26 protein-coding genes and 1 other RNA gene are annotated in these 26323 nt (G+C 47.0%); 25 read left to right on the forward strand and 2 right to left on the reverse strand.

Going from position 1 to position 26323, the window contains the following annotated elements; translation table 11 throughout:
* Positions 1 to 45 precede the first annotated feature (45 nt).
* Positions 46 to 1497 (reverse strand): hypothetical protein, encoded by a 1452-nt coding sequence (locus ACLROL_RS03740; RefSeq protein ID WP_413067361.1) that lies wholly within the window; start codon positions 1495 to 1497, stop codon positions 46 to 48.
* Between the two features lie 303 nt (positions 1498 to 1800).
* Between ACLROL_RS03740 and ACLROL_RS03745 the strand changes: the two genes are divergently transcribed.
* From ACLROL_RS03745 to tadA, 7 genes are all read left to right on the forward strand, one after another.
* On the forward strand, positions 1801 to 2298 hold the full coding sequence (locus ACLROL_RS03745) for a GNAT family N-acetyltransferase (protein WP_413067362.1): 498 nt from the start codon (positions 1801 to 1803) through the stop codon (positions 2296 to 2298).
* A gap of 83 nt (positions 2299 to 2381) precedes the next feature.
* The gene (locus tag ACLROL_RS03750) at positions 2382 to 3008 is read left to right on the forward strand and encodes a 4'-phosphopantetheinyl transferase family protein (protein WP_221919388.1); all 627 of its coding nucleotides are present in this window, start codon (positions 2382 to 2384) and stop codon (positions 3006 to 3008) included.
* Between the two features lie 27 nt (positions 3009 to 3035).
* Positions 3036 to 3866, forward strand: coding sequence for a M15 family metallopeptidase (locus tag ACLROL_RS03755; protein ID WP_246599085.1), 831 nt, complete (start codon positions 3036 to 3038; stop codon positions 3864 to 3866).
* Between the two features lie 116 nt (positions 3867 to 3982).
* Entirely contained in the window at positions 3983 to 4612 is a 630-nt protein-coding gene (locus ACLROL_RS03760) for a hypothetical protein (RefSeq protein WP_087203290.1), read from the forward strand.
* A 31-nt stretch (positions 4613 to 4643) separates the two neighbouring features.
* Entirely contained in the window at positions 4644 to 6050 is a 1407-nt protein-coding gene (locus ACLROL_RS03765; protein WP_087210080.1) for a deoxyguanosinetriphosphate triphosphohydrolase, read from the forward strand.
* A 100-nt stretch (positions 6051 to 6150) separates the two neighbouring features.
* Complete coding sequence (locus ACLROL_RS03770; protein WP_413067363.1) at positions 6151 to 7119, forward strand: hypothetical protein; 969 nt, start codon at positions 6151 to 6153, stop codon at positions 7117 to 7119.
* Positions 7120 to 7151: 32 nt separating this feature from the next.
* Positions 7152 to 7673, forward strand: coding sequence for a tRNA adenosine(34) deaminase TadA (gene tadA / locus ACLROL_RS03775; protein ID WP_087200034.1), 522 nt, complete (start codon positions 7152 to 7154; stop codon positions 7671 to 7673).
* Between the two features lie 19 nt (positions 7674 to 7692).
* Here the strand turns inward: tadA and ffs are convergent.
* Positions 7693 to 7954, reverse strand: an RNA gene (gene ffs, locus ACLROL_RS03780) — signal recognition particle sRNA large type.
* Between the two features lie 86 nt (positions 7955 to 8040).
* Between ffs and ACLROL_RS03785 the strand changes: the two genes are divergently transcribed.
* The 18 genes from ACLROL_RS03785 to ACLROL_RS03870 all read left to right on the forward strand — a co-directional run bounded on the left by ACLROL_RS03785 (position 8041) and on the right by ACLROL_RS03870 (position 26298).
* On the forward strand, positions 8041 to 9765 hold the full coding sequence (locus ACLROL_RS03785; protein ID WP_087200032.1) for a B12-binding domain-containing radical SAM protein: 1725 nt from the start codon (positions 8041 to 8043) through the stop codon (positions 9763 to 9765).
* 221 nt (positions 9766 to 9986) lie between these two features.
* Positions 9987 to 11486: a peptidoglycan binding domain-containing protein gene (locus ACLROL_RS03790; RefSeq protein WP_413067364.1), complete on the forward strand. Its 1500-nt coding sequence runs from the start codon at positions 9987 to 9989 to the stop codon at positions 11484 to 11486.
* A gap of 3 nt (positions 11487 to 11489) precedes the next feature.
* A complete protein-coding gene (locus tag ACLROL_RS03795) occupies positions 11490 to 12506 on the forward strand; it encodes an AIR synthase-related protein (RefSeq protein WP_087210068.1) in 1017 nt (338 codons plus the stop codon).
* Entirely contained in the window at positions 12496 to 12978 is a 483-nt protein-coding gene (locus ACLROL_RS03800) for an Lrp/AsnC family transcriptional regulator (RefSeq protein WP_087210191.1), read from the forward strand. The genes ACLROL_RS03795 and ACLROL_RS03800 overlap by 11 nt, the downstream gene beginning before the upstream one ends.
* Positions 12978 to 14147 carry a pyridoxal phosphate-dependent aminotransferase gene (locus ACLROL_RS03805; RefSeq protein WP_087200026.1) on the forward strand — a complete coding sequence of 390 codons (1170 nt, stop codon included), beginning with the start codon at positions 12978 to 12980 and terminating at the stop codon, positions 14145 to 14147. The genes ACLROL_RS03800 and ACLROL_RS03805 overlap by 1 nt, the downstream gene beginning before the upstream one ends.
* 58 nt (positions 14148 to 14205) lie before the next feature.
* On the forward strand, positions 14206 to 14703 hold the full coding sequence (locus tag ACLROL_RS03810) for a tRNA (cytidine(34)-2'-O)-methyltransferase (RefSeq protein ID WP_087210065.1): 498 nt from the start codon (positions 14206 to 14208) through the stop codon (positions 14701 to 14703).
* A 280-nt stretch (positions 14704 to 14983) separates the two neighbouring features.
* A complete protein-coding gene (locus tag ACLROL_RS03815; protein ID WP_087200022.1) occupies positions 14984 to 15292 on the forward strand; it encodes a hypothetical protein in 309 nt (102 codons plus the stop codon).
* A 30-nt stretch (positions 15293 to 15322) separates the two neighbouring features.
* On the forward strand, positions 15323 to 17341 hold the full coding sequence (locus ACLROL_RS03820; RefSeq protein ID WP_413067365.1) for a V-type ATP synthase subunit I: 2019 nt from the start codon (positions 15323 to 15325) through the stop codon (positions 17339 to 17341).
* Positions 17341 to 17817, forward strand: a complete 477-nt coding sequence (locus tag ACLROL_RS03825) for a V-type ATP synthase subunit K (protein ID WP_087200018.1) — start codon at positions 17341 to 17343, stop codon at positions 17815 to 17817. The genes ACLROL_RS03820 and ACLROL_RS03825 overlap by 1 nt, the downstream gene beginning before the upstream one ends.
* A gap of 51 nt (positions 17818 to 17868) precedes the next feature.
* Complete coding sequence (locus ACLROL_RS03830) at positions 17869 to 18462, forward strand: V-type ATP synthase subunit E (protein ID WP_087200016.1); 594 nt, start codon at positions 17869 to 17871, stop codon at positions 18460 to 18462.
* A 35-nt stretch (positions 18463 to 18497) separates the two neighbouring features.
* Positions 18498 to 19469 (forward strand): V0D/AC39 family V-type ATPase subunit, encoded by a 972-nt coding sequence (locus ACLROL_RS03835; RefSeq protein WP_221919384.1) that lies wholly within the window; start codon positions 18498 to 18500, stop codon positions 19467 to 19469.
* Entirely contained in the window at positions 19462 to 19782 is a 321-nt protein-coding gene (locus ACLROL_RS03840; protein ID WP_221919383.1) for a V-type ATP synthase subunit F, read from the forward strand. Before ACLROL_RS03835 ends, ACLROL_RS03840 begins: the two co-directional genes overlap by 8 nt.
* 20 nt (positions 19783 to 19802) lie before the next feature.
* Positions 19803 to 21572 carry a V-type ATP synthase subunit A gene (locus ACLROL_RS03845; RefSeq protein ID WP_221919382.1) on the forward strand — a complete coding sequence of 590 codons (1770 nt, stop codon included), beginning with the start codon at positions 19803 to 19805 and terminating at the stop codon, positions 21570 to 21572.
* Position 21573: 1 nt separating this feature from the next.
* Entirely contained in the window at positions 21574 to 22944 is a 1371-nt protein-coding gene (locus ACLROL_RS03850) for a V-type ATP synthase subunit B (protein ID WP_087200007.1), read from the forward strand.
* An 18-nt stretch (positions 22945 to 22962) separates the two neighbouring features.
* Entirely contained in the window at positions 22963 to 23628 is a 666-nt protein-coding gene (locus ACLROL_RS03855; RefSeq protein WP_087200005.1) for a V-type ATP synthase subunit D, read from the forward strand.
* 135 nt (positions 23629 to 23763) lie between these two features.
* Positions 23764 to 24216: a hypothetical protein gene (locus tag ACLROL_RS03860; RefSeq protein ID WP_221919407.1), complete on the forward strand. Its 453-nt coding sequence runs from the start codon at positions 23764 to 23766 to the stop codon at positions 24214 to 24216.
* A gap of 108 nt (positions 24217 to 24324) precedes the next feature.
* Positions 24325 to 24825: a shikimate kinase gene (locus tag ACLROL_RS03865; protein ID WP_087200003.1), complete on the forward strand. Its 501-nt coding sequence runs from the start codon at positions 24325 to 24327 to the stop codon at positions 24823 to 24825.
* 180 nt (positions 24826 to 25005) lie between these two features.
* A complete protein-coding gene (locus tag ACLROL_RS03870; RefSeq protein WP_087200001.1) occupies positions 25006 to 26298 on the forward strand; it encodes a UDP-N-acetylglucosamine 1-carboxyvinyltransferase in 1293 nt (430 codons plus the stop codon).
* The last annotated feature ends 25 nt before the right edge of the window (positions 26299 to 26323 follow it).

Consider the following 26323-nt stretch of genomic DNA (forward strand, 5'->3'; position numbering starts at 1 on the left):
AATTTCCTGCTTTTTTCTATATGTTTCATATGGGAAAGTGGCCCGTTATTCGATATGGTTGGTCTCCTCTGCCAACAACTTGGACAAAATCTCAAATGTTTCCTCTTCTGAGTAGAACAGATCGTCGTCCAGATTTTCACAGAAATCGGAGAAGGCAAAGAGAAGGCTCGGTTCTGTGATATCCAGGCAGATAAGCTGACCGGATTCGGCGGAAGGGAACAGAAGGTAGCCGCAGCGCTGGTTGATGTACATGAACAGCTCGTTGTCGATGTTGCCGATATTTTTTCTCAGGAGTTTCAAATATTTTCCCGGACAGAGCCGCAGAAACCGTTTCACGAGAAGGATGCGGTCGGAAGGTTCGATGGCCCGGTAAATACTTTCCGGGTATTCCGGTATACGGCCTGTTTTCAGAAAGCGTCGTATCCCATCCAAAGAAAAGATGAAGTAAAGAGGCGATTCCTCCAACGTTTTTCGGATCCTGTGGATGTGGGAAGTGACTAAATCGATGGTCGCATCCCGATTCGGGAGCTCCTTCAGGATGTAACGCTCCAGAAAATGATCTGGAATACTGTATGTAAGGCACGGAATCATCTGCAGGCTGAAGGTATGGTCAGGTACCGGTGTGAGATTGCGGAAGTACTGTATCTGAGAGGTAACATCTTCCATCCGGACAGCCAGAGAGGAGACCTTTTTCAGATACCCTTCATAGAGTTCTCTGAAGAAAGAAAGCATTTCCGGCGTCTTCATTATGATACCTGACTGCATGTCTCTTGCCAGCAAGAAAACGTGTGTGGACGTAAGGATCAGGTAAGGGAATAAAAGCAGCTCCCCAGTACTGTCCAGCAATGTGCCGTAATAGTAGTAAACATTGTAAAGACAGGCGCAGGAGTAGAGAGGAAGAATCTGTTTTAGACAAAAAAGATTATAGTTCTGCTTGTCTGGACCGATTTTCTCACTATTGTTAAAGCAGATGATGTGATCCATCTTAAGCGTCGGATTTCTGTAAGCTATGGAAGCCAGAAGTTCCGTCAAAAACGGGGAATCCGGCTGAATCAGAAGACGGATATGTGCATCCTGCCGACGAGACTCCAGAAAAAGAATGTGAAAGAGCAGGTGGCGGATCTCATTCTTCCCGGTCACGGCTATCGTGTCTGTGGAGTCCGAAAGACAAGGGAGCGGCTGCGGTGGCAGCAGATGCTCTGGTTCGGAGTACTTTTCAAAATTTTCGAAAAGCTCCAGCACTGCTTTTCGCCGAAAATAATTGTCATATCCTTCGGTAGAAATTTTGTAGGCCTCTACAAAGTCCTCTTTTTCCTGTGGGGTCAGACGCAAGTATTCTGCCATGCCAAGAACAGGCTCCGCGGAAGCAGGGATACGGGAGCCTTTGATGATCTTGTACATAAAGGAACGTTCCAGACCGCAATATTGCGCCATATCGTTTGGTTTTACGGATTTTGCGGCAATATGCCGACTGAGTATATCTGAAAAAATGCTCATAAGATTCTCCTTTGTAAATGATATTCTCCATTATAATGAAAGGCTGACCAAAAAGCTATTGAATAATTATGAAAATTTTTTGTCCACTTTTATGTCCACATGAGAAAAGCTATAGATAAATAGGGGAAGAAATGATAAAATATATTTCGTCAAGGGAATGAGAGTGGGAGATAGTGATAATTGAAGAAATATCACATCAAACGACACAAGTTGAGAAATTTGTGGTATGATGAAAAACGAATCTGCAGGGGTTCGTTTTTTTCTTTTGTTGTAAAAAATTTAATATGATAGGAGATATGAGACATGGAAAATACAAAGATCACAATAAGAAATGCAAGACAAGAGGAAGGGGAGGAGCTTGCGCAGATCGAGACTGCATGTTTCCCGACAGGGGAAGCTGCAAAAGAAAAAGATATTCTGGAAAGACTCAGTGCTTTTCCGGAAAAGTTTTTTGTGGCGGAAGAAGACGGGAAACTGGTGGGATTTATCAACGGAGCAGTCACAGATGAGCCGTGCCTGCCGGATGAGATGTACCATGATATCAGCCTGCACAATCCGCAAGGAGCGTACCAGACGGTGTTTGGGCTGGATGTGCTGCCTGAGTACCGGTGCAGAGGAATTGCAGGAATGCTCCTGGAAAAGATGATTGCAGCTGCTAAGGAAGAAGGGAAAAAAGGGGTTGTGCTTACCTGCAAAGACCATTTAATCCATTATTACGAAAAGTTCGGATTTGTGCATTATGGAAAGGCAGATTCCACACACGGGGGAGCCGAGTGGAATGATATGAAGCTTTACTTTTAGACATTTTCTTTGACGCATTTTTTTCCTATGCTATAATGAAGATAAGCGACGCCGTCTAAACGGATAACTGGGAGGGAAATAATATGATCTATACGTGGGCTGCGGATACTGCTCCGCTTCTTGATGAGAACAGATACCGCGCATATTTTGAACAGGCGCCCTCCTGGAGACAGGAGAAGGCAAAGAAGATGCGCTTCCCGGAAGACCGGGCACTTAGTATCGGTGCGTGGATGCTGTATGAAAAAGCAAAAAAGGAGAGCGGACTTTCCGGGGAAAATATCTTCAATCTTTCCCATTCCGGGCATTTTGTCTTGTGCTCCATAGGGGAAGATGCATCCCGGAAAACAGGGTGTGATGTGGAGATGACCGGGGTGTTCCGCCCGAATGTGGCCAGGCGTTTTTTTTGCCCAAGTGAGTGGGAATATATCGATGGCCGGGAGAGCGAAGAGGAGAAGAGAGATGCTTTTTTTCGTTATTGGGTCTTAAAAGAAAGCTTTATGAAAGCCACAAGACTGGGAATGAGGCTTGCGATGAACGCGTTTGAGATCGCGGTCTGGCAGGGGGGAGAGCCAAGGCTTATAAGGCAGCCGGAAGAAATCGGGGGAATCTTTCATTTCCGGGAATACGATATGAGAGAACAGGGATTTCAGGCTGCGGTATGTTCGGAGGATCAGGATATTGCTGTGGAACTTGGTTGGATTACACTGTAAACCAGATGACAGAAGAGAAGGGGTAGAATGAAGAAAGAGACAAAGGATACGATCCGGATGATGCATTTGCTTATTCTCCGAAAAATAAGGAGAATGAAAAGTCCCATCAAGACAATAGCGGTCATGTGTGCGGTCGCTTTGCTGACAGGACTGTTTAGCGGTGCGGCACTTGGGCGTATGAACGAAAGAAAAAAGGCACAGGAGACAATACAAAAAGAAGTAAAGAGCAAAGAGAAGATACAAGAAGAGCTGGATGCAGCCAAAGGGCAGCTGGAAGCACACGATGAGGACACACGTCCGTGGTATCTCATGCTGGTAAATCAGTCCCACCCCATGGAGGAAGGATATGTGCCGGAGCTTGCGGATATCGATTCCAGCCATCAGGTAGATGCGCGGATTCTGGAACCGCTTCAGAAGATGCTTTCCGATGCGGAGAAGGCAGGTCATAAACTGTATGTATGCTCAGCTTACCGTTCTGTGGAACGGCAGAAGGAACTTTTCAATGAATCCATGGTGGACTACGTAAACCAGGGGATGTCATATTATGAGGCAGCCGTCGAGACAGCTAAATCCATTGCATGGCCCGGGGAGAGTGAGCATGCGACAGGGCTTGCGATGGACATTGTCTCTGCCAACTATGCAATGCTGGATGAGAAGCAGGGAGAAACAAAAGAGCAGCAGTGGCTGATGGAACACTGTTATGATTATGGATTCATTTTGCGTTATCCGAAAGATAAGATGGAAAATACGGGGATTATTTACGAACCATGGCATTACCGCTATGTCGGCGTAGAGGATGCAAAGAAGATACAGGAGATGGGAGTGACTCTGGAAGAATATCTGAATGAAGAATATTAAAACAAGTAGGGAAAATCCCGGCACGGCAGGGATTTTGCCGGGCGAGGGAAAGGGAGGCTGAGAATTTGGATCTGACGTTCGGGGAACAGGTAAAAATCATTTTGAGCCGTAAAAATATGACAATCAAGGAGCTGGCTGAGCTGTTTGAGGAAGAGACGGGAAAAAAGATGTCCAGACAGAATATGACGCAGCGTCTTGGACGAGATAATTTTCAGGAGAAGGATATGCGCATCATTGCAAAGATACTCGGATGCCGCTTCCGGCTGAACATCCTGGATGACAACCGTGCGAAAACGGCCGCAAAGGAGAGACGCCGGCCTGAGGAGGAAACCAGACAGGTACGCCGGGAGAGTCCGGCACGTACGCCAAAGGAGACAGTGCGCGTAAAAAGCGAAGAAGAGAAAGAACGGGATATCACGGTAGGCGAGATCATGGACATGATGGAAAAGATACCGCAGTCGGCACAAAGAAAATACGCGCCTGACAGAAGGCAAAAGGAAACAGTCCCGCAGATCGATTACAGCGAACCGGAAGATCTCGAAAGAGGGGAACTCAACCCAGCCACGGGACATGAGTATGAATCCAACATGGTGCGCAAACATCCGTCCCGCATCGGGTTTGTTCAGGTGTATGACCGGAGCGAACACGGCTGGACAGATATGACAGAATGGGCATTTCTCGGCTTCCAGGAGCGGAAGAAGGCGCTGCTTGGCAAGGAGTATGAGCCGCCGATCTATCTGGATTAGATAATGTCAGGGATGCAGGAGGTGTGCGAGTATGGAATGGAGTCAGTTGTTATCGCCAAAAAGGGTAAGAACAGATCAGGTACATAGGGAGAAGAAAAAGACAGATCTGCGGAGCAGTTTTGAAAAGGATTATCACAGGATCATCGGAAGTGCATCGTTTCGGAGACTTCAGGACAAGACGCAGGTATTTCCGCTGGATAAAAGTGATTTTGTCAGGACACGGCTTACCCATTCTTTGGAGGTATCATCCTTCGGGAAATCTCTGGGACAGAATATCGGAGAATATATTTTGACCTTTCACAAGGATCCGGCGTTTACCTTGCAGATGAAGGAAGATATCTGCAATATCCTCCTCTGTGCAGGATTGATCCACGACATCGGGAATCCGCCGTTTGGACATTTCGGGGAGACTGCCATCCGGGAATGGTTTGAGGAAAATCTTGGGAAGCTTACTTTTCATGGCGATCCTATCGAAAAGGTGCTCAATCGGCAGATGCTTGCTGATTTATGTCATTTTGAGGGAAATGCCCAGGCATTTCGACTTGTGACCAAACTTCATTATCTGGTAGATGAGAAAGGGATGAATCTGACATATGCCCTTTTAAATACTATTGTAAAGTACCCGGTAAACTCTTTGGCCATAGAACCAGAGGGAGCAGATATCCGGCGGAAAAAGATTGGGTTTTACTATGCCGATGAAAAGCTGTTCAGGGAGATCAGCCAGGAGACGGGAGCGGGAGAGTATCGCCATCCACTCACGTTTATTCTCGAAGCGGCGGATGATATTGCCTATCGGACTGCGGATATTGAAGATGCGTTCATCAAAGGATTTCTTCCATTCAGTGCCATTCTCGGGGAGATAAAAAAGATTGATACAGGGGAAGTGTTCCAGGCCTTTGAAAAGCTGGAAAGTCTGTATGAAAAGGCTGTAAGCAGAGGCGAGGAGGAGCCGGAGACGTACGCTTTAAAAAACTGGATCGTGCGTATTCAGTCATTTCTGATCGCATGTGCGACAGAAGGATTTACGGAAAACTATGAGTCTATTATGCAGGGCACTTACCAAAAGGATCTGTTTGCCGGAACAAATGCCCAGGAACTGATGGAAGTGCTTGGATATCTTGCAGAAAAATATGTTTTTACGACAGACACGATCTACAAGATGGAGGTGGCGGAATCCCGTATCCTGACATTTTTGATGGAGAAGTTTATCGCAGCGGCGATCAAGTATGATGATCCGAAACAGAAGATGGATTCCATTGACAGGCGGATGATCGCTTTTGTCTCGGAAAATTACAGAAAAGCATATCACAGACAGGCGGAAGGCAAGAGTGAGGCGGAGAAACTTTATCTCAGGCTTTTGCTTGTCACGGATTATATCTGCGGCATGACAGACAGCTATGCAAAACGGCTGTACCAGGAGCTGACAGCAAGAATATAAAAGAGGCGGAGCCTGTACCGGGAAATGGAATTTCCGTGTACAGGTTCTTTTTTTGTAGGGACGGGCATAGATTGAGGTAAAAAGAAACAGGCGGTAAGAGTTGAAACGTTTTATCTGTTATCTTTATGAATATCAGAATGGAAAACCGGTAAGAAATGTGGGGTTTTCAAAAGTGGAGGCAGAAGAAGAGACGTGTGCAGTAAGCATACACGGAAAAGGATGGGGAGCCGATACACCGAAAGAACTGGGGCTGTATCTCTTTTATGAAGAAGATGGACACTGCTACGGAATGTACCAGGGGATGCTGGGAAATATCAGCCCGGCGCTTAATTACCGGCTCATCTACCGGCCGGAAGATACCGGTGGAAAGGAGCGTTTTCAAAAAGTGGGGGGATTCATTCTCTGTCATGGGCGCACGCCGAGATACGCTGCCATATGGTCGGACACACCGGTGGACATCAGCCGTATGGAAGAACCGCCCAGGGGAGAGGATGAAAAGCAGGAGAGAAACCGGGATGGTCTTCACCAAGAGAATGTGACACTGGAGAAGGCGGAGGAAGAAACAGAGGAAATAGAAGAAAAGACGGGGAGAGAAGCAGAGAGTATAGAAGACAGCGCAGTAGAAGAAATGCAGAGCATAGAAAACAACGAGGAAGAGGAGGAAGAACCAAGGGGGAAAGAAGCAGAGCTCATAGAACTGAAGGGAGACCAGGTGGAGGCTGCCGGCAGAGAGGAGGATTTTATAGAGACGGGCCGATTTCAGTGTCAAAAAATCAAAAGGCAGGACATCTCCAAACTGGTGCGGAGGGAATGGCATTTGGCCAACAACAGCTTTCTCCTCCACGGATATTATAATTATCATCATCTTGCTTTTATCCAGGAGGATGTAGATCTGTATCTCGGCGTACCCGGCATGTACTGTGAAAAGGAAAGGAGGGCGGCGCAGGCATTCGGATTTCCGAGGTTTGTCAGATACGAAGACGATATGATGACACTTTCCGATGCCGAGAAAGAAGAATGCCCGGATTTCGGGTATTGGTGTCGACAGGTACATCAAATTAGGGTATAATCAGTCTGGAGAAAAGAGGCAGGTAAAGAAAAATGGGAAGAAAACTTTCAAAAGAAGAAAAAGAAGAATTACAAAGAAAACAGGAAGAAGCCCAGAGAAAACTGGATGAAAAATACATGAAAGAAGCCATCCGCCAGGCAAAGAAAGCCTATGCGATCCGAGAAGTTCCAATCGGATGCGTGATCGTGTACGACGGAAAGATCATCGGCCGGGGGTACAACAGGAGAACCATTGACAAAAATACGCTGGCCCACGCGGAGCTTCAGGCTATCCGGAAGGCCAGCAAAAAAATGGATGACTGGAGGCTTGAGGACTGCACGATGTATGTGACGCTGGAACCTTGCCAGATGTGTTCCGGCGCTCTTGTGCAGTCCCGCATAAAGAGAGTCGTAGTAGGATGCATGAATCCGAAAGCGGGGTGTGCAGGATCTGTCATGAATCTTCTTCAGGTGCCTGAGTTTAACCATCAGGTAGAGCTTACAACCGGCGTTTTGGAAGAACAATGCAGCTCCATGTTGAAACAATTTTTTAGAGAATTAAGGCAAAAAAAATAGAGCAGTCATCTGCTCTTTTTTGTGCGTTGTGCGTCGAACGCATCTCCCAAGCGTTACTTTGGCAGTAAACTCAACCCAGGCACCCTCACGGCACACGGGAGATTCCGCTTAGTGCTGCTTCGTTCCCGACCTGACACGGTTCACGGAGTCCAGTTGCGTGAGACCCAAATATCAACGCCACTTACCAAAGGCAGCCTCACAAGAATACGCCCTCGGCACAACATCACCCCTACTGTAGCGGATTGTAGGTACAGGGTACCGCTAACACCCCGGCTGCACGATTCATAAGTTTAGCGTGTTTTCGGGAAAATGTCAATGAATTTTGGGAAAATCGAGAAAGAAACGAAAAAGAAAAGGAGAAACACTTATGAAAACCATTCTTGCGGCCATTAATGCAAAATATATCCACTCCAACCTTGCTGTCTATTCTCTGAGAGCTTACGCAGAAGAATACTTAAGCCAGACGGAAATTGCAGAATATACAATCAACCAGGAGATTGGAGAAATCCTCATGGATCTGTATGAGAGAAAGCCGGATATTCTCTGTTTTTCCTGCTATATCTGGAATCTGGACTATGTGGAAAGAATTGTAAGGGAGATTCATAAGGTTCTTCCGGATACGATCTTATGGCTTGGGGGACCGGAAGTTTCGTATGATGCAGAGGAAGTTTTAATCCGTCTGCCGGAAGTAAGCGGTGTTATGAAAGGAGAAGGAGAGGAGACGTTCCGTGAACTTCTGGACTGCTATTATAAAGGGACAGCAGACGTGGAGGAAATCAATGGAGTGACTGTGCGGACAAAGAATGGGGATATCCGTGAAAATCCGTGGCGGGAAATCATGGATCTGAGCAAGGTTCCGTTCGTCTACGGAGATATGAGTCTCTTTGCGCACAAGATCATCTATTATGAGACAAGCAGGGGCTGCCCGTTTCGCTGCAGTTACTGTCTGTCTTCGATAGACAAGTGCCTTCGTTTTCGAGATTTGGACCTTGTAAAAAAAGAGCTTCAGTTTTTCCTGGACCAGAAAGTGGAACAGGTTAAATTTGTGGATCGGACGTTTAACTGCCGCCACGATCACGCGGTGGCTATCTGGCGCTATATATTGGAGCATGACAATCAGATTACAAATTTTCACTTTGAAATATCGGCAGACCTTTTAAACGATGAGGAGATCGAACTTATCGGAAAGATGCGTCCAGGTTTGATCCAGCTGGAAATCGGAGTTCAGTCGACAAACCCGAATACGATACGGGAGATAAAAAGGACAATGGATTTTGGCAAGCTGAAAGAGAAGGTAATGAAGATCGAGGCGGGGGGAAATGTCCACCAGCATCTGGATCTGATCGCCGGGCTTCCGTGCGAAGATTACGAGAGTTTCGGGAAATCATTCAATGATGTGTACAGCCTTTTCCCAGAACAGCTTCAGCTTGGATTTCTGAAAGTGCTGAAAGGTTCTTATATGTATGAGCATCGTCTGGAATACGGGCTTTTATACCAGAGCAGGCCGCCGTATGAAGTTCTGGCTACCAAGTGGCTTCCGTACGGGGATGTGATCCGGCTCAAGAAGATCGAGGAGATGGTGGAGGTTTATTATAACAGCGGGCAGTTTGCCCATACGATACGCTCTCTCGCAAGGGAGTGGGAGACGCCGTTTGCCTTTTTCGAAGACCTGGCCGGATTTTACGATGCAGAAGGGCTGTTCGGCCGAAACTATACAAGAATCGCCAGATATGAACTGCTTTTGGAGTTTATGCAAAAGCAAAGGATACAAAAAGAAACATATTTTCGTGAGCTTTTGATCTACGACTTGTACCTGAGAGAGAATGTAAAGAGCAGACCTGGATTTGCCGGGGAAGAAACGGTCTCGAAGGAAGAGAAAAAGGATTTTTATGACAGAGAGGAGAAAGAACCGAAGTATCTGACTGCCTACAGAGGGTACGACAGCCGAAAGATGAGGAAGCTGACTCATGTGGAGCGCTTTTCCTTCCATGTAGCGGAAGATGGCAAAGCGGGGGAGACAGTCCTCCTTTTTGATTACCAGAACAGAAATCCGCTGAATTATGAAGCATCTGTGTACGAGATCATCCTGTGAAATAAGGAAGGTTCTGCGAAGACGAGGAATGTTTCTTGCAAAATCCGGGTAAAGAGTATAAAATAAAAGGCAAAGTTTCGGTAAAGAGAGGTTAACAGATGAATCTGCATAGCAAAAAGTCAAAAAGAATCATAGCGATCGTTGTCCTTCTGGTCATCATCGCAATGGTGGTGACATCCGTAATCCCTTACCTGATATAGAAAAGTACGGGGAGGAATAGTATGGGTTTTACAGGCAAAAAGAAGAGAAAGACACAAAGGAGAATGACTGCAGCGCAGAAAAGGAAGCTCATGTTGTTGACAGGGCTTGTCTTTGTATGCGCTCTTTTTGTAGTCGGGATCTTCTATTCGTCTGTATACCGGTATGTACATAAGATGCGGCCGGGACAGATAGAGGAGAATGTCTATGTCCAGGGTGTGGACATGTCTGGTCTGACGAAGGCACAGGCAAAGAAGAAACTGAAGCAGAATTGGGAAGCGGTGCAGAACACTCATCTGATTCTGCATGACGGGGAAAAAGAGGCCTCTGTCACAGTAAAACAGATGGGGATCCGGCAGGGAGATGTCGATGAGGCCATCGAGAAAGCTGCCGAGTACGCAAAAAGAGGCGGGCTTTTCCACAGGTACCGAAAGATCCGGGCAGCAAAGAAAGAGAAAGTGGAGTACGATGTCAGCTATAAGATTGATGAAGAGCAGATAGAAGATCTTCTCGAAGAGAAGACAAAGGACTTTTATGAGGAGGCCGAGGATGCCGGGATCACAAGAGTGGGAGGCGTGTTCCAGATTACGGAAGAGAAAAGCGGAGAGACGATCGATATAGATGCAGTCATGAAAGAGCTTGAGGATAAACTTCCTTCGCTCCTTCTGGGAGAAGAGACAAGGATCAACGTATCGGCAAAAAAAGATGAGCCAAAAGTGACGAAGACAGATCTGGAGAGCATAGAGGACAGGATAGGAGAGTTTGCCACAGAGACACAGGAAGAGGACAGATCGATTCTTTCCAGGACAGCAGAGCTTTTGAACGGGCAAGTCATCCTTACAGAAAAAGAAATTTCTGTCCAGAAGATCTTAGCGCCCCTTTTGGAGGTGTATGAAGAGGAGAACCAGGAGGAGAAGGCAGAAACAGACATAGACTGTCCGGAAGCATTTTCACAGGCGGCGTCCACCCTTTATATGGCTGTACTGGATGCGGAGCTTGAAGTGACAAAGAGAGAACCCCTTGATCATGAGGCGGCGTACACAAAGCCTGCAATGGATGCGGCCCTTGATACTCAGAGAGATCTGCAGATCAAAAATACGCTGGACTCTCCGGTCTATATAGAAGTCTTTATCGATCAAAACGAGCAGTTTGTGTGTCGTATATACGGAACAAGGACAAGGGAAAAGACGACGGAGATTTCTTTCGAAAGCGAGATCCTGGAAGAGCACGATCCGGAGACGGAATATGTGGCGGACGAAGAAATAGATGCAGGAAAGATGAAAAAAGAGTCCGACGGCAGCAGGATGATCAGAGCCAAGCTGTGGAAGATCGTGGAAGAAGAAGGGGAAGAAGTTTCAAAAGATGAAATCAACGAGACGACGTACAAAGGAGAGAACCAAAAGATTCTTGTAGGTACAAAATCCGAAGATGAGGAGACAGTGGAAAAGCTTGAGAAAGCAGTAGAATCCCAGGATGAAAAAGAGATCGAAGAAACGATAAAGGAAATCAATGGAGAAGAATAGCGTATGAGAAAAGGAATTCTGACAGATACTGCTTATCAGCGGTTTATTTACAAAAAACTCAATCAGAAGAGTTCGCAGTTTCCGTATCATGTGTGGGAAAAGTGCGTCCGTTTTCCGGCGGAGGACAATACGGAACTGGTCTCTTCCGAAATCATGCTCACAGGAGTAAGAGAAGATATCTGCGTATATGCCGCGGCCAGGGCGCTGAATGCAGTCGCCGCAGAGGGCGGATGCCCGTTTGGGGTAAGGGTGTCCGTCCTCGTGCCGGAAACTGCCGATGAGCCGTATCTGGAACGAATGGTAAAGAGTCTGGATACTGTGGCCATGGAGCAGGGATTTGAGGTGTTGAACGTTTGTGTGAACGTACAGCCGGGATGTAGAGAGAATATTGTCCATGTGACCGCATATGGGAAGAGCTGCGGATACGGAAAAGGAAAGGAAGAAGGGAAGGCGGCAGACTACAGAGGGAAAGATATAGTCATAGTAAATCCGATCGCCCTGGAAGGGAGTTTAAGGATTCTGGAAGAGAGACGGGAGGAACTGGAAGAGCGGTTTATTCCGGTCTTTCTGGATCGTCTCCTGGAAGAAAAACACAGACTGTTTGCCTTAGATATCATAAAGCTGGCAGAAAGCTTTCAGCCGGCGTACATCAAACCGGTCACGGACGGAGGTGTGTTCGGTGCATTGTGGGAACTTTCAGAGACGTCCGGCACCGGTTATGAGGCAGATATGAAAAAATTTCCGATCCGACAAGAAACAGTGGAGATATGCGAACATTTCCGCCTGAATCCATATCAGATGGCATCGGGAGGTTGTATCCTTCTCGTGATGGATAACGGGGAGGGATTTGTCAGACTGTGCCAAGAGAAAGGCGCAGAGGCAGCTGTTGCTGGAAAAATGAAAGCGGGAAGGAACAAGATCATCGTAAATGGGGAGGAGAGCCGCTGCACAGACAGGCCGGCTGAAGATGAACTGTTCCGTATGTATAAAGGAGGAGTACACGATGAACATGAGAACTGAGATTTTGCGCTACATGGAAAAAAACAGCAGGGTAAATCTGGAGGAGCTTGCAGTCCTGCTGGGAACGGACGAAGTGACGATCGCAAACGAGATCGCGCAGATGGAGAAAGAAAAGATTATTTGCGGATATCACACACTGATCGATTGGGATAAGACGGGAGAAGAATCTGTCACTGCCCTGATCGAAGTACGTGTGACGCCTCAGAGAGATAAGGGATTTGACCGGATTGCGGAGCGCATTTACAATTTCCCGGAAGTAAATTCTGTTTATCTGATTTCCGGAGCGTACGATTTTTTGATCATCCTGGAAGGCAAGACATTGAAAGAGATTTCCAGATTTGTCTCCGAGAAGCTGGCTCCGATTGATTCTGTCATGACGACAGCCACCCACTTCATTCTGAAAAAATATAAGGACCACGGAACAATTCTCACGCCGAAAGCAAAGGCAGAAAGGGTGCTGGTGATGCCGTAATGAGAAATCCATTGTCAAAAAAAATCGTGGAGATACAGCCGTCCGGTATCCGCAAATTCTTTGATGTGGTAAACGAGATGAAGGACGCGATCTCTCTGGGGGTAGGGGAACCGGACTTTGACACGCCGTGGAGGATCCGGGAAGAAGGAATTTACTCTCTGGAGCGCGGACGCACATTCTATACGTCCAATGCAGGGCTTTTAGAGCTGAAAGAAGAAATTGCAAAGTATCTGGAAAGAAAAATCGGGGTATCCTATCATCCAAAGGAAAATATTATTGTAACTGTAGGAGGAAGCGAAGGGATTGATATCGCGCTCAGAGCGATGCTGGATCCGGGGGACGAGGTGCTGATCCCGCAGCCAAGTTATGTCTCCTACCTTCCGTGTACGGTGCTGGCGGATGGGATCCCGGTAGTTATTCCTCTGAAAGAAGAGAATAAATTCAAGCTCACAAAGGAAGAGCTGGAAGAGAAGATTACGGACAAGACAAAGATCCTTGTACTTCCGTTTCCGAATAACCCGACAGGATCTATCATGACGAAAGAAGATCTGGCTCCGATCGCGGAGCTTGTTGTCAAACATGATCTTTTTGTGATATCGGATGAGATCTACTCTGAGCTTACATATGGAACAGATCATGTTTCTATCGCCTCATTCCCGGGGATGAAAGAGCGGACGATCGTCATCAACGGGTTCTCGAAAGGCTTTGCCATGACGGGATGGAGACTGGGCTATGCGTGCGGCCCGAGTGTGATCATCGAACAAATGCTGAAGATCCATCAGTTTGCCATCATGTGTGCGCCGACCAACAGCCAGTATGCAGCTATCGAGGGGCTTCGCAATTGCGAGAACGAAGTACAGGAGATGCGCAGAGCGTACAATCAGCGCAGAAGATTTCTCATCAAAGAATTTGAGAGGATGGGACTTCAGTGCTTTGAGCCGGAAGGGGCTTTTTATATCTTCCCGTGCATCAAAGAATTTGGCATGACATCGGAAGAATTTGCGACTCGTTTTCTGGAACAATACAAGGTGGCTGTCGTGCCGGGAACTGCATTTGGAGATTGCGGGGAAGGCTTCCTGAGAATCTCCTATGCTTACTCACTGGAGGATTTGAAGACGGCGCTTGGAAGACTGGAACAGTTCATCGATGGGCTGAGAAAAGAAAAATAGATGTGAGATGCCCTCCCAAGCCGGGAGGGCATTGCTGACAAAAGAGAGGAGAAAGAAAATGCTGAACATTGTTTTGCATGAGCCGGAGATTCCGGCTAATACTGGAAATATAGGGAGGACATGCGTGGCTGCCGGGGCAAGGCTCCATCTCATTGAGCCACTAGGTTTCCGACTGACAGAAAAAAATCTGAAAAGAGCGGGAATGGATTACTGGGATCAGCTTGATGTGCGGATATATATTGATTTTGAAGACTTCCTGGAACAGAACCCGGGGGCGAAGATTTACATGGCCACTACAAAGGCGCACCGCATTTACACAGAAGTGGAATTCGAGCCGGACTGCTATATCATGTTCGGAAAAGAAAGCGCAGGTATCCCGGAGGAAATCCTTGTGGATTATGAAGAAACCTGTATCCGGATCCCGATGATCGGCGATATTCGTTCGCTGAATCTTGGAAATTCTGCGGCCATTATATTGTATGAAGCTCTGCGCCAGAATCAGTTCCGCGGAATGAATCTGGAAGGTCATCTCCACAGACTGGAATGGAAAGAATAAAAATTTGTCTTTTTTTTATCATTTTTCGCAAGATGCTCAGATAAAGTGAAAAAGTGAAGAAAATACGCTGTTTCAGCTGATAATATTAATAGGAAGAGACAGAAAGGAAAAGTTTCAAAAAGTTACAAAAGGTATATTTGTTGTGCAAAATATATTATAATAAGAAGTAATAGAAAGACAATATTATAGAAAGTGCCTATAAAGTGTTTGCAGTTTGTCAATCTTTATGCTAAGATGAACTTATCTTAGGCTGAGATAAAGAGTAAAAGGTGGTGAGGAAGTGATAGAAAAAACCATTCAGGCTGTAAAAGATGCTGAGGCGAAAGCGGATGATATCTTAAGACAGGCCGATGAAAAGGCGGCAGAGGTGCTCGCAGAAGCAAATCGGAAGGCTGATGAATTGAAACAGGATGCTGCCGATGAAGCGAAGCTAAAAGCACTTCAGCAACTCGAAGCTGCGAAAACAGAGGCAAAAGAGGGGGAGGACGCCTTTGATGCCGAGACAACGAGGCAGGTAGAGGCCTTGAAAGAAGCAGCAAAACAAAAAGAGACACAGGCGGTAGAGTTGATACTCAAAGAGCTGTTCTAGTGTTTCGGAAAAGAAAGGAGGAATTTCCATATGTCAGTATTGCAGATGCAGCGAATCAGTATCTGCGCGATGAAAAAAGACCGTAAAGCAATACTGGAGGAGCTTCAGCGACTTGGCGTGATGGAAATCGAGACTTCCAGAATGCCTTCCGAAGGGCTGGAGAAAATGGATACGCTAGAAGACCGGCAGAAATTTGAGAAGCAGGCTTCCATACTGGATCAGGCGCTGGATGTGCTTCAGGAATATGCTCCGGAAAAGACTTCGATGCTTTCTTCTCTGGAAGGAAAAAAGCTCGTAGAACGAAAAATCTACCAAGATGTGGTAAGCAATCGGGAAAGCATTTTGGATACGGCACAACACATACTTCTGATGAAAAAGAAGGAAGCGGAAGCAAAAGCGGAGATCGTCAAGCTTCTGGCTCAGAAAGAAACGCTGCTCCCGTGGCTGTCCTTGTCTGTCCCGATGGATTACGAGGGAACAAAGAAGACAAAGGTATTTATCGGAAGTATCGGCAGTGTGATGACGCAGGAAGAAGTAATGGCGAAGATTGCGGAAGCAGCACCAGATCTTACTGCCTGTGACGTGGAGATCGTATCAGCAGATAAAGATCAGACTTGTCTTACCGCAGTCTGTCTGCGAACAGAAGCAGATCTTCTGGAAGAAGCGCTCCGGTCAGCAGGATTTTCCAGACCGGCGCAGACGATCACAGAAATCCCTGCAAAGGAAGTGGAGAAGATCGAGAAGAGAATCTCCGAAGCCGATAAAGAAATTGCAGATTTTGGAAAAGAGATCCAAGATCAGGCCGGGCATCGTGAAAATCTGAAGACCCTTTCTGATTATTATCGCACGAGGGCGCAGAGATACGAGGTGCTAGGGCAGGTACCTCAGACGAGAAATACATTTGTGATCAGCGGTTACATTGCAAAGAAAAATGCCGCCAAGCTTGCTGAAAAGCTTGACAGAGAGTACAGTCTCTCTGTGGAGATCGAAGACCTTCCGGAGGAAGAGGAGGCGCCTGTTCTTCTTGAAAATGGAAAGGCGACACGTTCTGTGGAAGGCGTACTGGAGTCGTTCGGACTTCCGGCCAAAGGAGAAGTGGATCCGACAAAGATTATGTTTGTCTTCTATGTATTTTTGTTTGGCCTGATGCTTTCGGATGCAGCGTACGGGCTCATCATTTTTGTAGCCTGTGCAGTACTTTTAAAAAAATACCCAAGAATGTCAGATGGAATGGCGAAATCGCTCCGCATGTTTATGTACTGCGGAATTTCCACACTGGTATGGGGAATCCTGTTCGGAGGATATTTTGGAGACGTCGTAAATGTCGTTTCAAGAGTGTTCTTTGGACATGAAGTAGGGATTCCGGCACTTTGGTTTGTGCCTCTCAATGATCCGATGAAACTTCTCATTTTCTCCATGCTGTTTGGTCTGATCCATCTTTTTACAGGGCTTGCAATCAAAGGATATATGTGCCTCAGAGACAAAAGGTACATGGACTTTTTCTGTGATGTCGTGCTGTGGTTCGCATTTTTGATCGGTTTGATCTTGATGCTGTTGCCAAGCAGTCTGTTTTATTCCATTTCACAGATGCACATCGTATTTCCGGCAGCGCTTGAGACATTCTCAAAGGTGCTGGCCATCGTAGGCGCGGTGGGACTGCTCCTGATGTCAGGAAGAAGCAGCAAAAATCCGGCGCTGCGCATCGCGCTTGGAGCGTATGACCTGTACAATATTACCGGATGGCTAAGCGACGTACTTTCCTATTCACGTCTGCTTGCCCTTGGCCTTGCAACCGGTGTTATCGCTTCCGTTGTAAACCAGATGGGCAGTATGGCCGGAAAAGGGGTATTTGGAGCGATCGTATTTATTATCGTATTTATTATTGGGCATATATTCAATATTGCAATCAACTTGCTTGGGGCATATGTTCATACAAACCGTCTTCAGTACGTGGAATTCTTCGGAAAATTCTATGAAGGCGGGGGACGGGCATTCAATCCGTTCAAAGCAAACACAAAGTATGTAGATGTTAAGGAGGAAACAAAATAATGAGTGAATTAGGAATTGTTTATGCATTACTTGGTGCGGCAGCGGCGGTACTTCTTGCGGGAACCGGATCCGCTATCGGCGTAGGGATTGCCGGTCAGGCAGCTTCAGGAGTAGTAACAGAAGATCCGAGCAAATTTGCGAAAGTATTGATCATGCAGCTGCTTCCTGGTACACAGGGAATTTACGGTCTGCTTGTTGGATTTATCACATTGTCAAAAATCGGCCTGCTTGGCGGCGGTGCGGCAGACATCGATGTGAAAACAGGACTCATGATCCTTGCAGCATGTCTTCCGATCGGTATCGTAGGACTTCTTTCCGCGATTTCACAGGGAAAAACATCCGCAGCAGCTATCGGTATCGTTGCAAAAAAACCAGAACAGTTTGGTAAAGCAATGCTTTTCCCGGCAATGGTTGAAACATACGCGATCCTTGCACTTTTGATTTCTATTCTGGCTGTAACAGCAATTCAGGTTTAATGGGAATCTGGAAAAAGAACGAAAATCTAAAAAGTAAAGGAGAGCTTAAGAATGACTGGATTGGATAAAATGATCAGCCAGATTCTGGAAGAAGCGAACGCCGCAGCATCAAAGAAAGAGGCGGATGCAAAGGCAAACGCGGAAGCAATCCTTGCGGAAGCAAAGAAAGAGGCAGATGGACTGAAAGCCGCAATGGAAGAAAAGTCGGAGAAAGAAGTGACGGCATATAAAAGCCGGGCAAAATCTTCCGACGAACAAAAACGGCGCACAGCCCTCCTTCTGGCTAAACAGGAAATCATTTCGGGTATGATCGATACGGCGTATGAAAAATTCTGCTCTATGGAGCCGGATATCTATTTTGAAACGATCGTAAAAATGGTTGAGAAGTTCGCACTTCCGGAAGAAGGAGAGATACTGTTTTCTCCGAAAGATCTGGAACGGATGCCGGAGGATGTTCCGGCAAGGATTACCCGCGCTGCGAAAGACAGAGGCGGAAATCTTTCCATCTCCAAAGAGACGAGAGAGATGGACGGCGGATTTGTTCTTGTATACGGAGGAATCGAGGAGAACTGTACATTCAAGGCAATCTTTGATTCCAGAAAGGACGATCTGCAGGATCAGGTACACAGATTATTATTTTTATAAAACGGCGCAATTCCGCGAAAAGGAGGATTTAACCAATGGCAAAAAATCAATATACCTATGCGGTTGCGCGGATCAGAGCAATGGAGGTATCCCTGTTTTCCCAGGCAGTGATCGATCAGCTTCTCGCCTGCAAAGATGAGAAGCAGTGCATTTCTCTTCTGCAGGAAAAAGGATGGGGAAATGCGGATACTCCGGCTGATGCAGAAGCAATATTGACATGTGAACGGGAAAAGACGTGGAAGGAAGTCAAAGGACTTGTGGATGATATGTCGGTTTTTGATGTGGTGTCTTACCCGGACCTTTTCCACAATCTGAAGGCTGCGATCAAGGTGGCCGCCACGGGGGAAGAAAGTTCGGACATCTTTATAAGCGACACAAAGATCCCGGCGGAGGAAATGTTGGAGATCGTGAAGAATAAAGAGTTCTCAAGACTTCCGGACTATATGGCAAACGCGGCGGAAGAAGCATATGAAGCACTGCTCCACACACACGATGGACAACTTTGCGACATCATCATCGACAGGGCTGCGCTTCTCGCAATCTATGCGGCCGGCAGGAAGGCGAAAGATGCGATCATCCGCGACTACGCGGAGTCCACGGTGGCAGTCGCAGATATTAAAATCGCGGTACGTTCACAGAAGACCGCAAAGAGTTTGGAATTTATGAAAAGAGCGATGGCAGAGTGCGACAGCATCAGCGTAGATGCACTTTGCAAAGCGGCTTTGAACGGGATGGATGCCATCCAGGAGTACCTGGAAGGGACAGCTTACAAAGGCGGGGCAGAAGCGCTCAGAGAATCCACATCGGCATTTGAGTGTTGGTGTGACAACCGGATCATTGAAACCATCAAGCCGCAGCTTTACAATCCGTTTACGATCGGGCCGATTGTGGCCTATGTGCTCGCACGGGAAAATGAAATCAAGACGGTAAGAATCATTCTCACCGGAAAGCAGAATGCGTTTCCGGATGACTCTATCCGGGAAAGGGTAAGGGAGATGTATGTATAAGATAGCAGTTTTGGGCGATTATGACAGTATCTATGGTTTTGCCGCCCTGGGGCTTGATACGTATCCTGTAAAGAACCCGGAGGAGGCGAAAGAGACTTTTTTAAGGCTTGCGGAGGAAAAGGCAGGTATTATCTACATTACCGAGGCCTGCGCAGCCGTTCTGAAACATGAGATAGACAGATATAAAGAGCAACTTGTCCCGGCTGTAATTCAGATTCCTGGAGTGAATGGGAATACGGGTGCAGGTATCGATGGCGTAAAGAAGTCTGTGGAACAGGCAGTCGGCTCCGATATTCTGTTTGGTGATAATTAGGAAAGCAGGTGATTGTCGAAATGAGTAAGGGAATGATAAAGAAGGTGGCAGGGCCGCTGGTTATCGCTGAAGGAATGCGTGACGCCAACATGTTCGACGTGGTTCGTGTAAGCGATCAGCGACTTATCGGCGAGATCATCGAGATCCATGGCGATGAAGCCTCTGTTCAGGTATACGAGGAGACATCCGGACTGAAACCGGGCGAACCGGTCGAATCCATGGAAGTGCCGATGTCTGTAGAACTGGGGCCTGGCCTTATCGCAAGTATCTATGACGGTATCCAGAGACCACTGGACGATATTATGAAAGTGACGGGGGGAAACAGCCTGAAGAGAGGTGTAGAAGTACCGTCCTTAAAGAGAGATAAAAAGTGGAAGTTTGTTCCGACAGCAAAAGTTGGAGAAGAAGTAAGCGGAGGAGATGTGCTGGGAACAGTACAGGAGACCATCGTCGTACAGCAGAAGATCATGGTACCTCCGAATATGAAAGGTACGATCAAAGAGATCAGAGAAGGGGAATTTACGGTAGAGGAAGTTGTGGCAGTCTTGTCTACACCAGAGGGCGACAAAGAGCTTACAATGATGCAGAAATGGCCGGTTCGTAAAGGACGTCCGTATCTGAAAAAACTTCCTCCGAAAATGCCGCTTATTACAGGACAGCGTGTAATCGACACATTCTTCCCGATCGCAAGAGGCGGCGTGGCAGCCGTACCGGGACCATTTGGAAGCGGTAAGACCGTTATCCAGCACCAGCTGGCAAAATGGGCGGAAGCGGACATCGTAGTCTACATTGGATGCGGAGAACGTGGAAATGAGATGACAGACGTTCTGAACGAATTCCCGGAACTGAAAGACCCGAAGACTGGCGAGTCTCTGATGGAGCGTACCGTATTGATCGCGAATACGTCAGATATGCCGGTTGCTGCCCGTGAGGCGTCAATCTACACAGGTATTACCATCGCAGAGTATTTCCGCGATATGGGATATTCCGTAGCGCTCATGGCAGACTCAACATCCCGCTGGGCCGAAGCACTCCGTGAGATGTCCGGACGTCTGGAAGAAATGCCAGGAGAAGAAGGATATCCTGCATACCTTGGAAGCCGTCTTGCACAGTTCTACGAACGTGCCGGACAGGTTGTGTCACTTGGAAAAGATCAAAGACAGGGAGCTCTGTCTGTAATCGGTGCGGTATCCCCTCCGGGCGGAGATATTTCTGAACCGGTATCCCAGGCAACACTCCGTATCGTAAAAGTATTCTGGGGACTGGACTCCAACCTTGCATACAAGAGACACTTCCCGGCTATCAACTGGCTGACAAGTTATTCTCTGTATCTGCAGGATATGGAAAAATGGTTCAATGAAGAAGTGGCGGAAGACTGGATGGAAAACCGTCAGAAGATGATGGGACTTCTTCAGGATGAGGCAGAACTTGACGAGATCGTAAAGATGGTAGGTATGGACGCACTGTCCCCGTCAGACCGTCTGAAGATGGAAGCGGCACGTTCTATCCGTGAAGACTTCCTGCATCAGAACTCCTTCCATGAAGTAGATACGTACTCTTCTCTGAAGAAACAGTACCTCCTCATGAAATTGGTAATTGCCTTTTATGAAGATTCCGCAAAGGCACTGTCTGAGGGAGCATCTATGAACAAGCTTATCAATATGGCAGTTCGTGAAAAGATCGGACGTTTCAAATATACATTAGAAGAAAATCTGGATGAAGAATACAAGAAAGTAACCGAGGAACTTCGCGCAGAGATAGCGGACACATTTGGAAAGGAGGACTTCTAGAATGCCAAAAGAATATAGAACCATACAGGAAGTTGCCGGACCGTTGATGCTGGTCCGCGGCGTAGAAGATGTAGCGTATGACGAACTTGGAGAGATCGAACTTGCAAACGGCGAGACACGCCGATGCAAGGTATTGGAGATCAACGGGAAAGATGCCCTTGTTCAGCTGTTTGAAAGCGCGACTGGCATCAACCTTTCCAACAGTAAAGTAAGATTTCTTGGACGGAGTATGGAGCTTGGAGTGTCCGAAGATATGTTGGGCCGTGTATTTGATGGCCTGGGCCGCCCGATTGATGACGGACCGGAAATCCTTCCGGAGGAAAGGCTGGATGTAAACGGACTTCCGATGAATCCGGCGGCAAGAAGTTATCCGGAAGAATTCATTCAGACAGGTGTTTCCGCTATCGACGGACTGAATACACTGGTTCGTGGACAGAAACTTCCGATTTTCTCCGCGTCCGGTCTTCCTCATGCGCAGCTTGCAGCGCAGATTGCAAGGCAGGCAAAGGTAAGAGGTACAGATGAACCGTTCGCCGTTGTATTTGCGGCAATGGGTATCACATTCGAGGAATCCAACTATTTCATAGAGAGTTTCCGTGAAACAGGAGCCATCGACCGTACCGTACTTTTCATCAACCTGGCAAATGACCCGGCCATCGAACGTATTTCCACGCCGAAGATGGCTCTGACCGCAGCAGAGTATCTGGCATTTGAAAAGAATATGCACGTACTTGTCATTCTGACAGATATCACGAACTACGCGGATGCGCTCCGTGAAGTGTCAGCAGCACGTAAGGAAGTCCCTGGACGCCGCGGATATCCTGGATATATGTACACAGACCTTGCATCTATGTATGAAAGAGCAGGGCGACAGAACGGAAAGAGCGGAAGTATCACGATGATCCCAATCTTAACTATGCCGGAAGAAGACAAGACACATCCAATTCCGGACTTGACAGGATATATCACAGAAGGACAGATCATCTTAAGCCGTGATCTCTACAGAAAAGGAGTGCAGCCACCGATCGACGTACTGCCTTCCCTGTCCCGTCTGAAAGACAAAGGTATCGGAGAAGGAAAGACAAGGGCGGACCATTCCAATACGATGAACCAGCTTTTCGCAGCATATGCGCGAGGAAAAGAAGCGAAAGAACTCATGGTCATCCTGGGAGAAGCAGCACTCACAGAGATCGACCTGATCTACGCAAAATTTGCGGATGCATTTGAAAAAGAATATGTATCTCAGGGATATGAGACAGATCGCTCTATCGAGGAGACGCTGGAGATTGGATGGAAACTGCTCTCCATTCTTCCGAGAAGTGAGCTGAAACGTATCGATGATAAATATCTGGATATGTACTATGGCAAATAGAAATGGGGGTGAACTGGCTTGGCATCTAAACAGGTAACACCTACCCGTATGGAGCTCACAAGGCTGAAAAAGAAATTGGTCACTGCGACCAGAGGCCATAAGCTTTTGAAAGATAAGCGAGACGAACTGATGCGCCAGTTCCTTGATCTTGTAAGGGAGAATATGGCACTCAGAGAAAAGGTCGAAGCCGGCATTAAGGCGGCAAACAGAAACTTTGTCATCGCAAAAGCCGGCATGTCACAGGCTGCTTTAAGGACGGCTCTGATGGCGCCAAAGCAGGCTGTAGATCTTTCGATGACACAGAAGAATGTCATGAGTGTAGATATCCCTGTCTTTGATACGAAGACAAGGACGGCGGACGCGAACGATATTTATTCCTATGGATTTGCATTTACGTCCAGTGACCTGGACGGCGCAGTAAAGTCTCTGGCAGATATCCTGCCGGATATGCTGAAGCTTGCAGAGACAGAAAAAGCATGCCAGCTTATGGCAGCAGAGATCGAGAAGACCAGGCGCCGTGTAAATGCGCTGGAGCACGTCATTATTCCGGAGACACAGGAAAATATCAAGTACATCACGATGAAACTGGATGAGAATGAACGGAGTTCTCAGATTCGTCTGATGAAAGTAAAAGATATGATGTTGGAGGAAGCACATCATTACAAAGAACGAGAAGCTTACTAAAAATGAAATATGGTAAGATCAAATTCCCCGGGATTGGCAGGTCCCGGGGAATTTTGTACTCTCTCTTCTGCTTCACACAATCCGTGCTTTCGCATATGGTAAAGTAGATGATATATGACGGGAAGTGTATAGATGATGGAACATAAACTACCTTATTATATGGCGTATCCGACAGACCTGAGAGATTTCGATGAGGAGAGAAGAGAACAGCGGGATGTAGATTACATGAAAAGTATGTACCCTGTCACGGCAAAGAGGCTCCTCCCTTATGTGGAAGAGGAGTGCGACCGGATGGAATATGAAGGAAGTATGATCTACGATGAGTACCCGGATCGACTCCAGCTTTACATGATGTCCGGAAGGATCTATGACCGGATGAAGGCGGAGGAAAAGCAGGAGGTAAGAGAAGAGATAGAACAGGAGATGAGCCAGGAAGCGGAGGAAGAGGAGCAGATGACGGCTCAAATGAGAAGGAACAGGAGAGGAAGAAAGGAAGATCCTTTGAGAGATATGATCGACGTGCTTTTATATCATGAAATCCTGCGCAGAAGATGTACACACAGGAGGAACTGCCGCCGATATTATTAAGAAAAAGGATAGGATTGCCGGGATCTGCGCAAAGGTGTGTCTTTACGCACAAATAAAAGCGTGATAAAATATAAGATAGAGAGAAATAAACGGAAAAGAGGAAAATGCATGAAGAAAAATCTGATTTTTATCGGAATGCCGGCTGTTGGAAAAAGCACAGTTGGTGTCGTGACAGCGAAGCGACTCGGTTATCAGTTTATTGATACAGATCTTCTGATCCAGGAAACGGAAGGAAAACTTTTGAAAGAGATCATCGAGGAGAGAGGACCAGACGGTTTTTTGGAAGTGGAAGAGCGCGTGAACTTATCAGTCAACCCTCAGAAGGCGGTCATTGCGCCGGGAGGAAGTGTTGTATACTGCGAAAAAGCTATGGAGCATTTCAGGAAGATTGGAACTGTGATCTATCTGCATGTCTCGTATACAGAGATTGAACAACGAATCCAAAATGCCAGAAACAGGGGAGTAGTCCTGAGGGATGGGCAGACGCTCCGGGATCTCTATAACGAGAGGACGCAGCTGTTTGAAAAATATGCGGATATTCGTATCAGCGAAGATGGACTTACGATGGATGAGACGGTTCAAAAGGTGCTGGATATCATTGGAAATTAGGGGAGAAAGGGCACACAGACCGCAAAGAACAAGAAAAAAAGTTTTACAAACCGCGATTTTGTGTTATACTAATCCGGTAAGGTATAGCCTTTGACGAATGATTAACAAAAGAAGCGTTTTGTAAATATAGATATGTAATGATTCGATTACAGATACCATTGGAATTAGTTGAGGTGTATTATGGAGCAATATATTATTAAGGGAGGAACTCCGCTTGTGGGAGAAGTTGTGATTGGCGGAGCTAAAAATGCTGCATTGGCTATTCTCGCCGCAGCGATCATGACGGATGAGACTGTTCACATTGATAATCTTCCGGATGTCAATGATATCAATGTTTTACTGGAAGCGATGGAAGGAATCGGCGCACAGATCAACAGAGTGGACCGCCATACGGTCCACATCAACGGGGGATCTGTCCATGATTTTAATATAGACTACGATTATATCAAGAAGATCAGGGCGTCCTATTACCTGTTAGGCGCACTGCTTGGAAAATACAGACATGCAGAGGTGGCGCTTCCGGGCGGCTGCAATATCGGAAGCCGTCCGATCGACCAGCATTTGAAAGGATTCCGGGCCCTTGGGGCAGAGGTGGACATCGAGCACGGAAAGATCATCGCTGATGCTCAGCATCTGACAGGAAGCCATATTTATTTTGACGTAGTGAGCGTGGGAGCGACTATCAACGTCATGATGGCAGCAGCTATGGCGGAAGGGACGACGATCCTGGAGAACGTGGCAAAAGAGCCGCATGTAGTTGATGTTGCCAACTTCCTGAACAGCATGGGAGCGAATATCCGCGGTGCAGGGACAGATGTCATCAAAATAAAAGGTGTGACCAGGCTGCATGGCGCTGAGTATTCTATTATTCCGGACCAGATCGAAGCCGGGACATTCATGTTTGGGGCAGCGGTAACGAAAGGGGACGTGACGGTATTAAACGTCATCCCGAAGCATTTGGAAGCAACGATCGCCAAACTGGTGGAAATCGGATGTGAAGTGGAGGAGTTCGACGATGCCGTGCGCGTGGTATCCAAAGGGAAACTTCATCACACACAGGTTAAGACACTGCCGTATCCGGGATTCCCGACTGATATGCAGCCGCAGATGGGCGTGGCACTTGCACTGTGCGAGGGAACAAGTACGATCACGGAAAGCATTTTCGAAAATCGGTTCAAATATCTCGATGAGCTCGCAAGGATGGGAGCCGTATCCAAGATCGAAGGGAATTCTGCCACTATCGAAGGAGTAAAAGGATTTTCAGGCGCAAGAGTGAGCGCGCCGGATTTAAGAGCAGGAGCAGCGCTTGTTCTTGCAGGTCTTGCCGCGGACGGCATCACGATCGTGGATGATATCGTCTATATCCAGAGAGGATATGAGCGGTTTGAAGAAAAACTCCGTGAGCTTGGGGCAGAAATCGAGAAGGTATCAAGCGAAAAGGAAATTCAGAAATTTAAGCTGAAAGTCGGCTAGAAGGAATTGAAAAATATGGAAAGAC

It is taken from the genome of Sellimonas sp. (assembly GCF_047234585.1).
Lineage (GTDB): Bacteria > Bacillota > Clostridia > Lachnospirales > Lachnospiraceae > Sellimonas > Sellimonas caecigallum.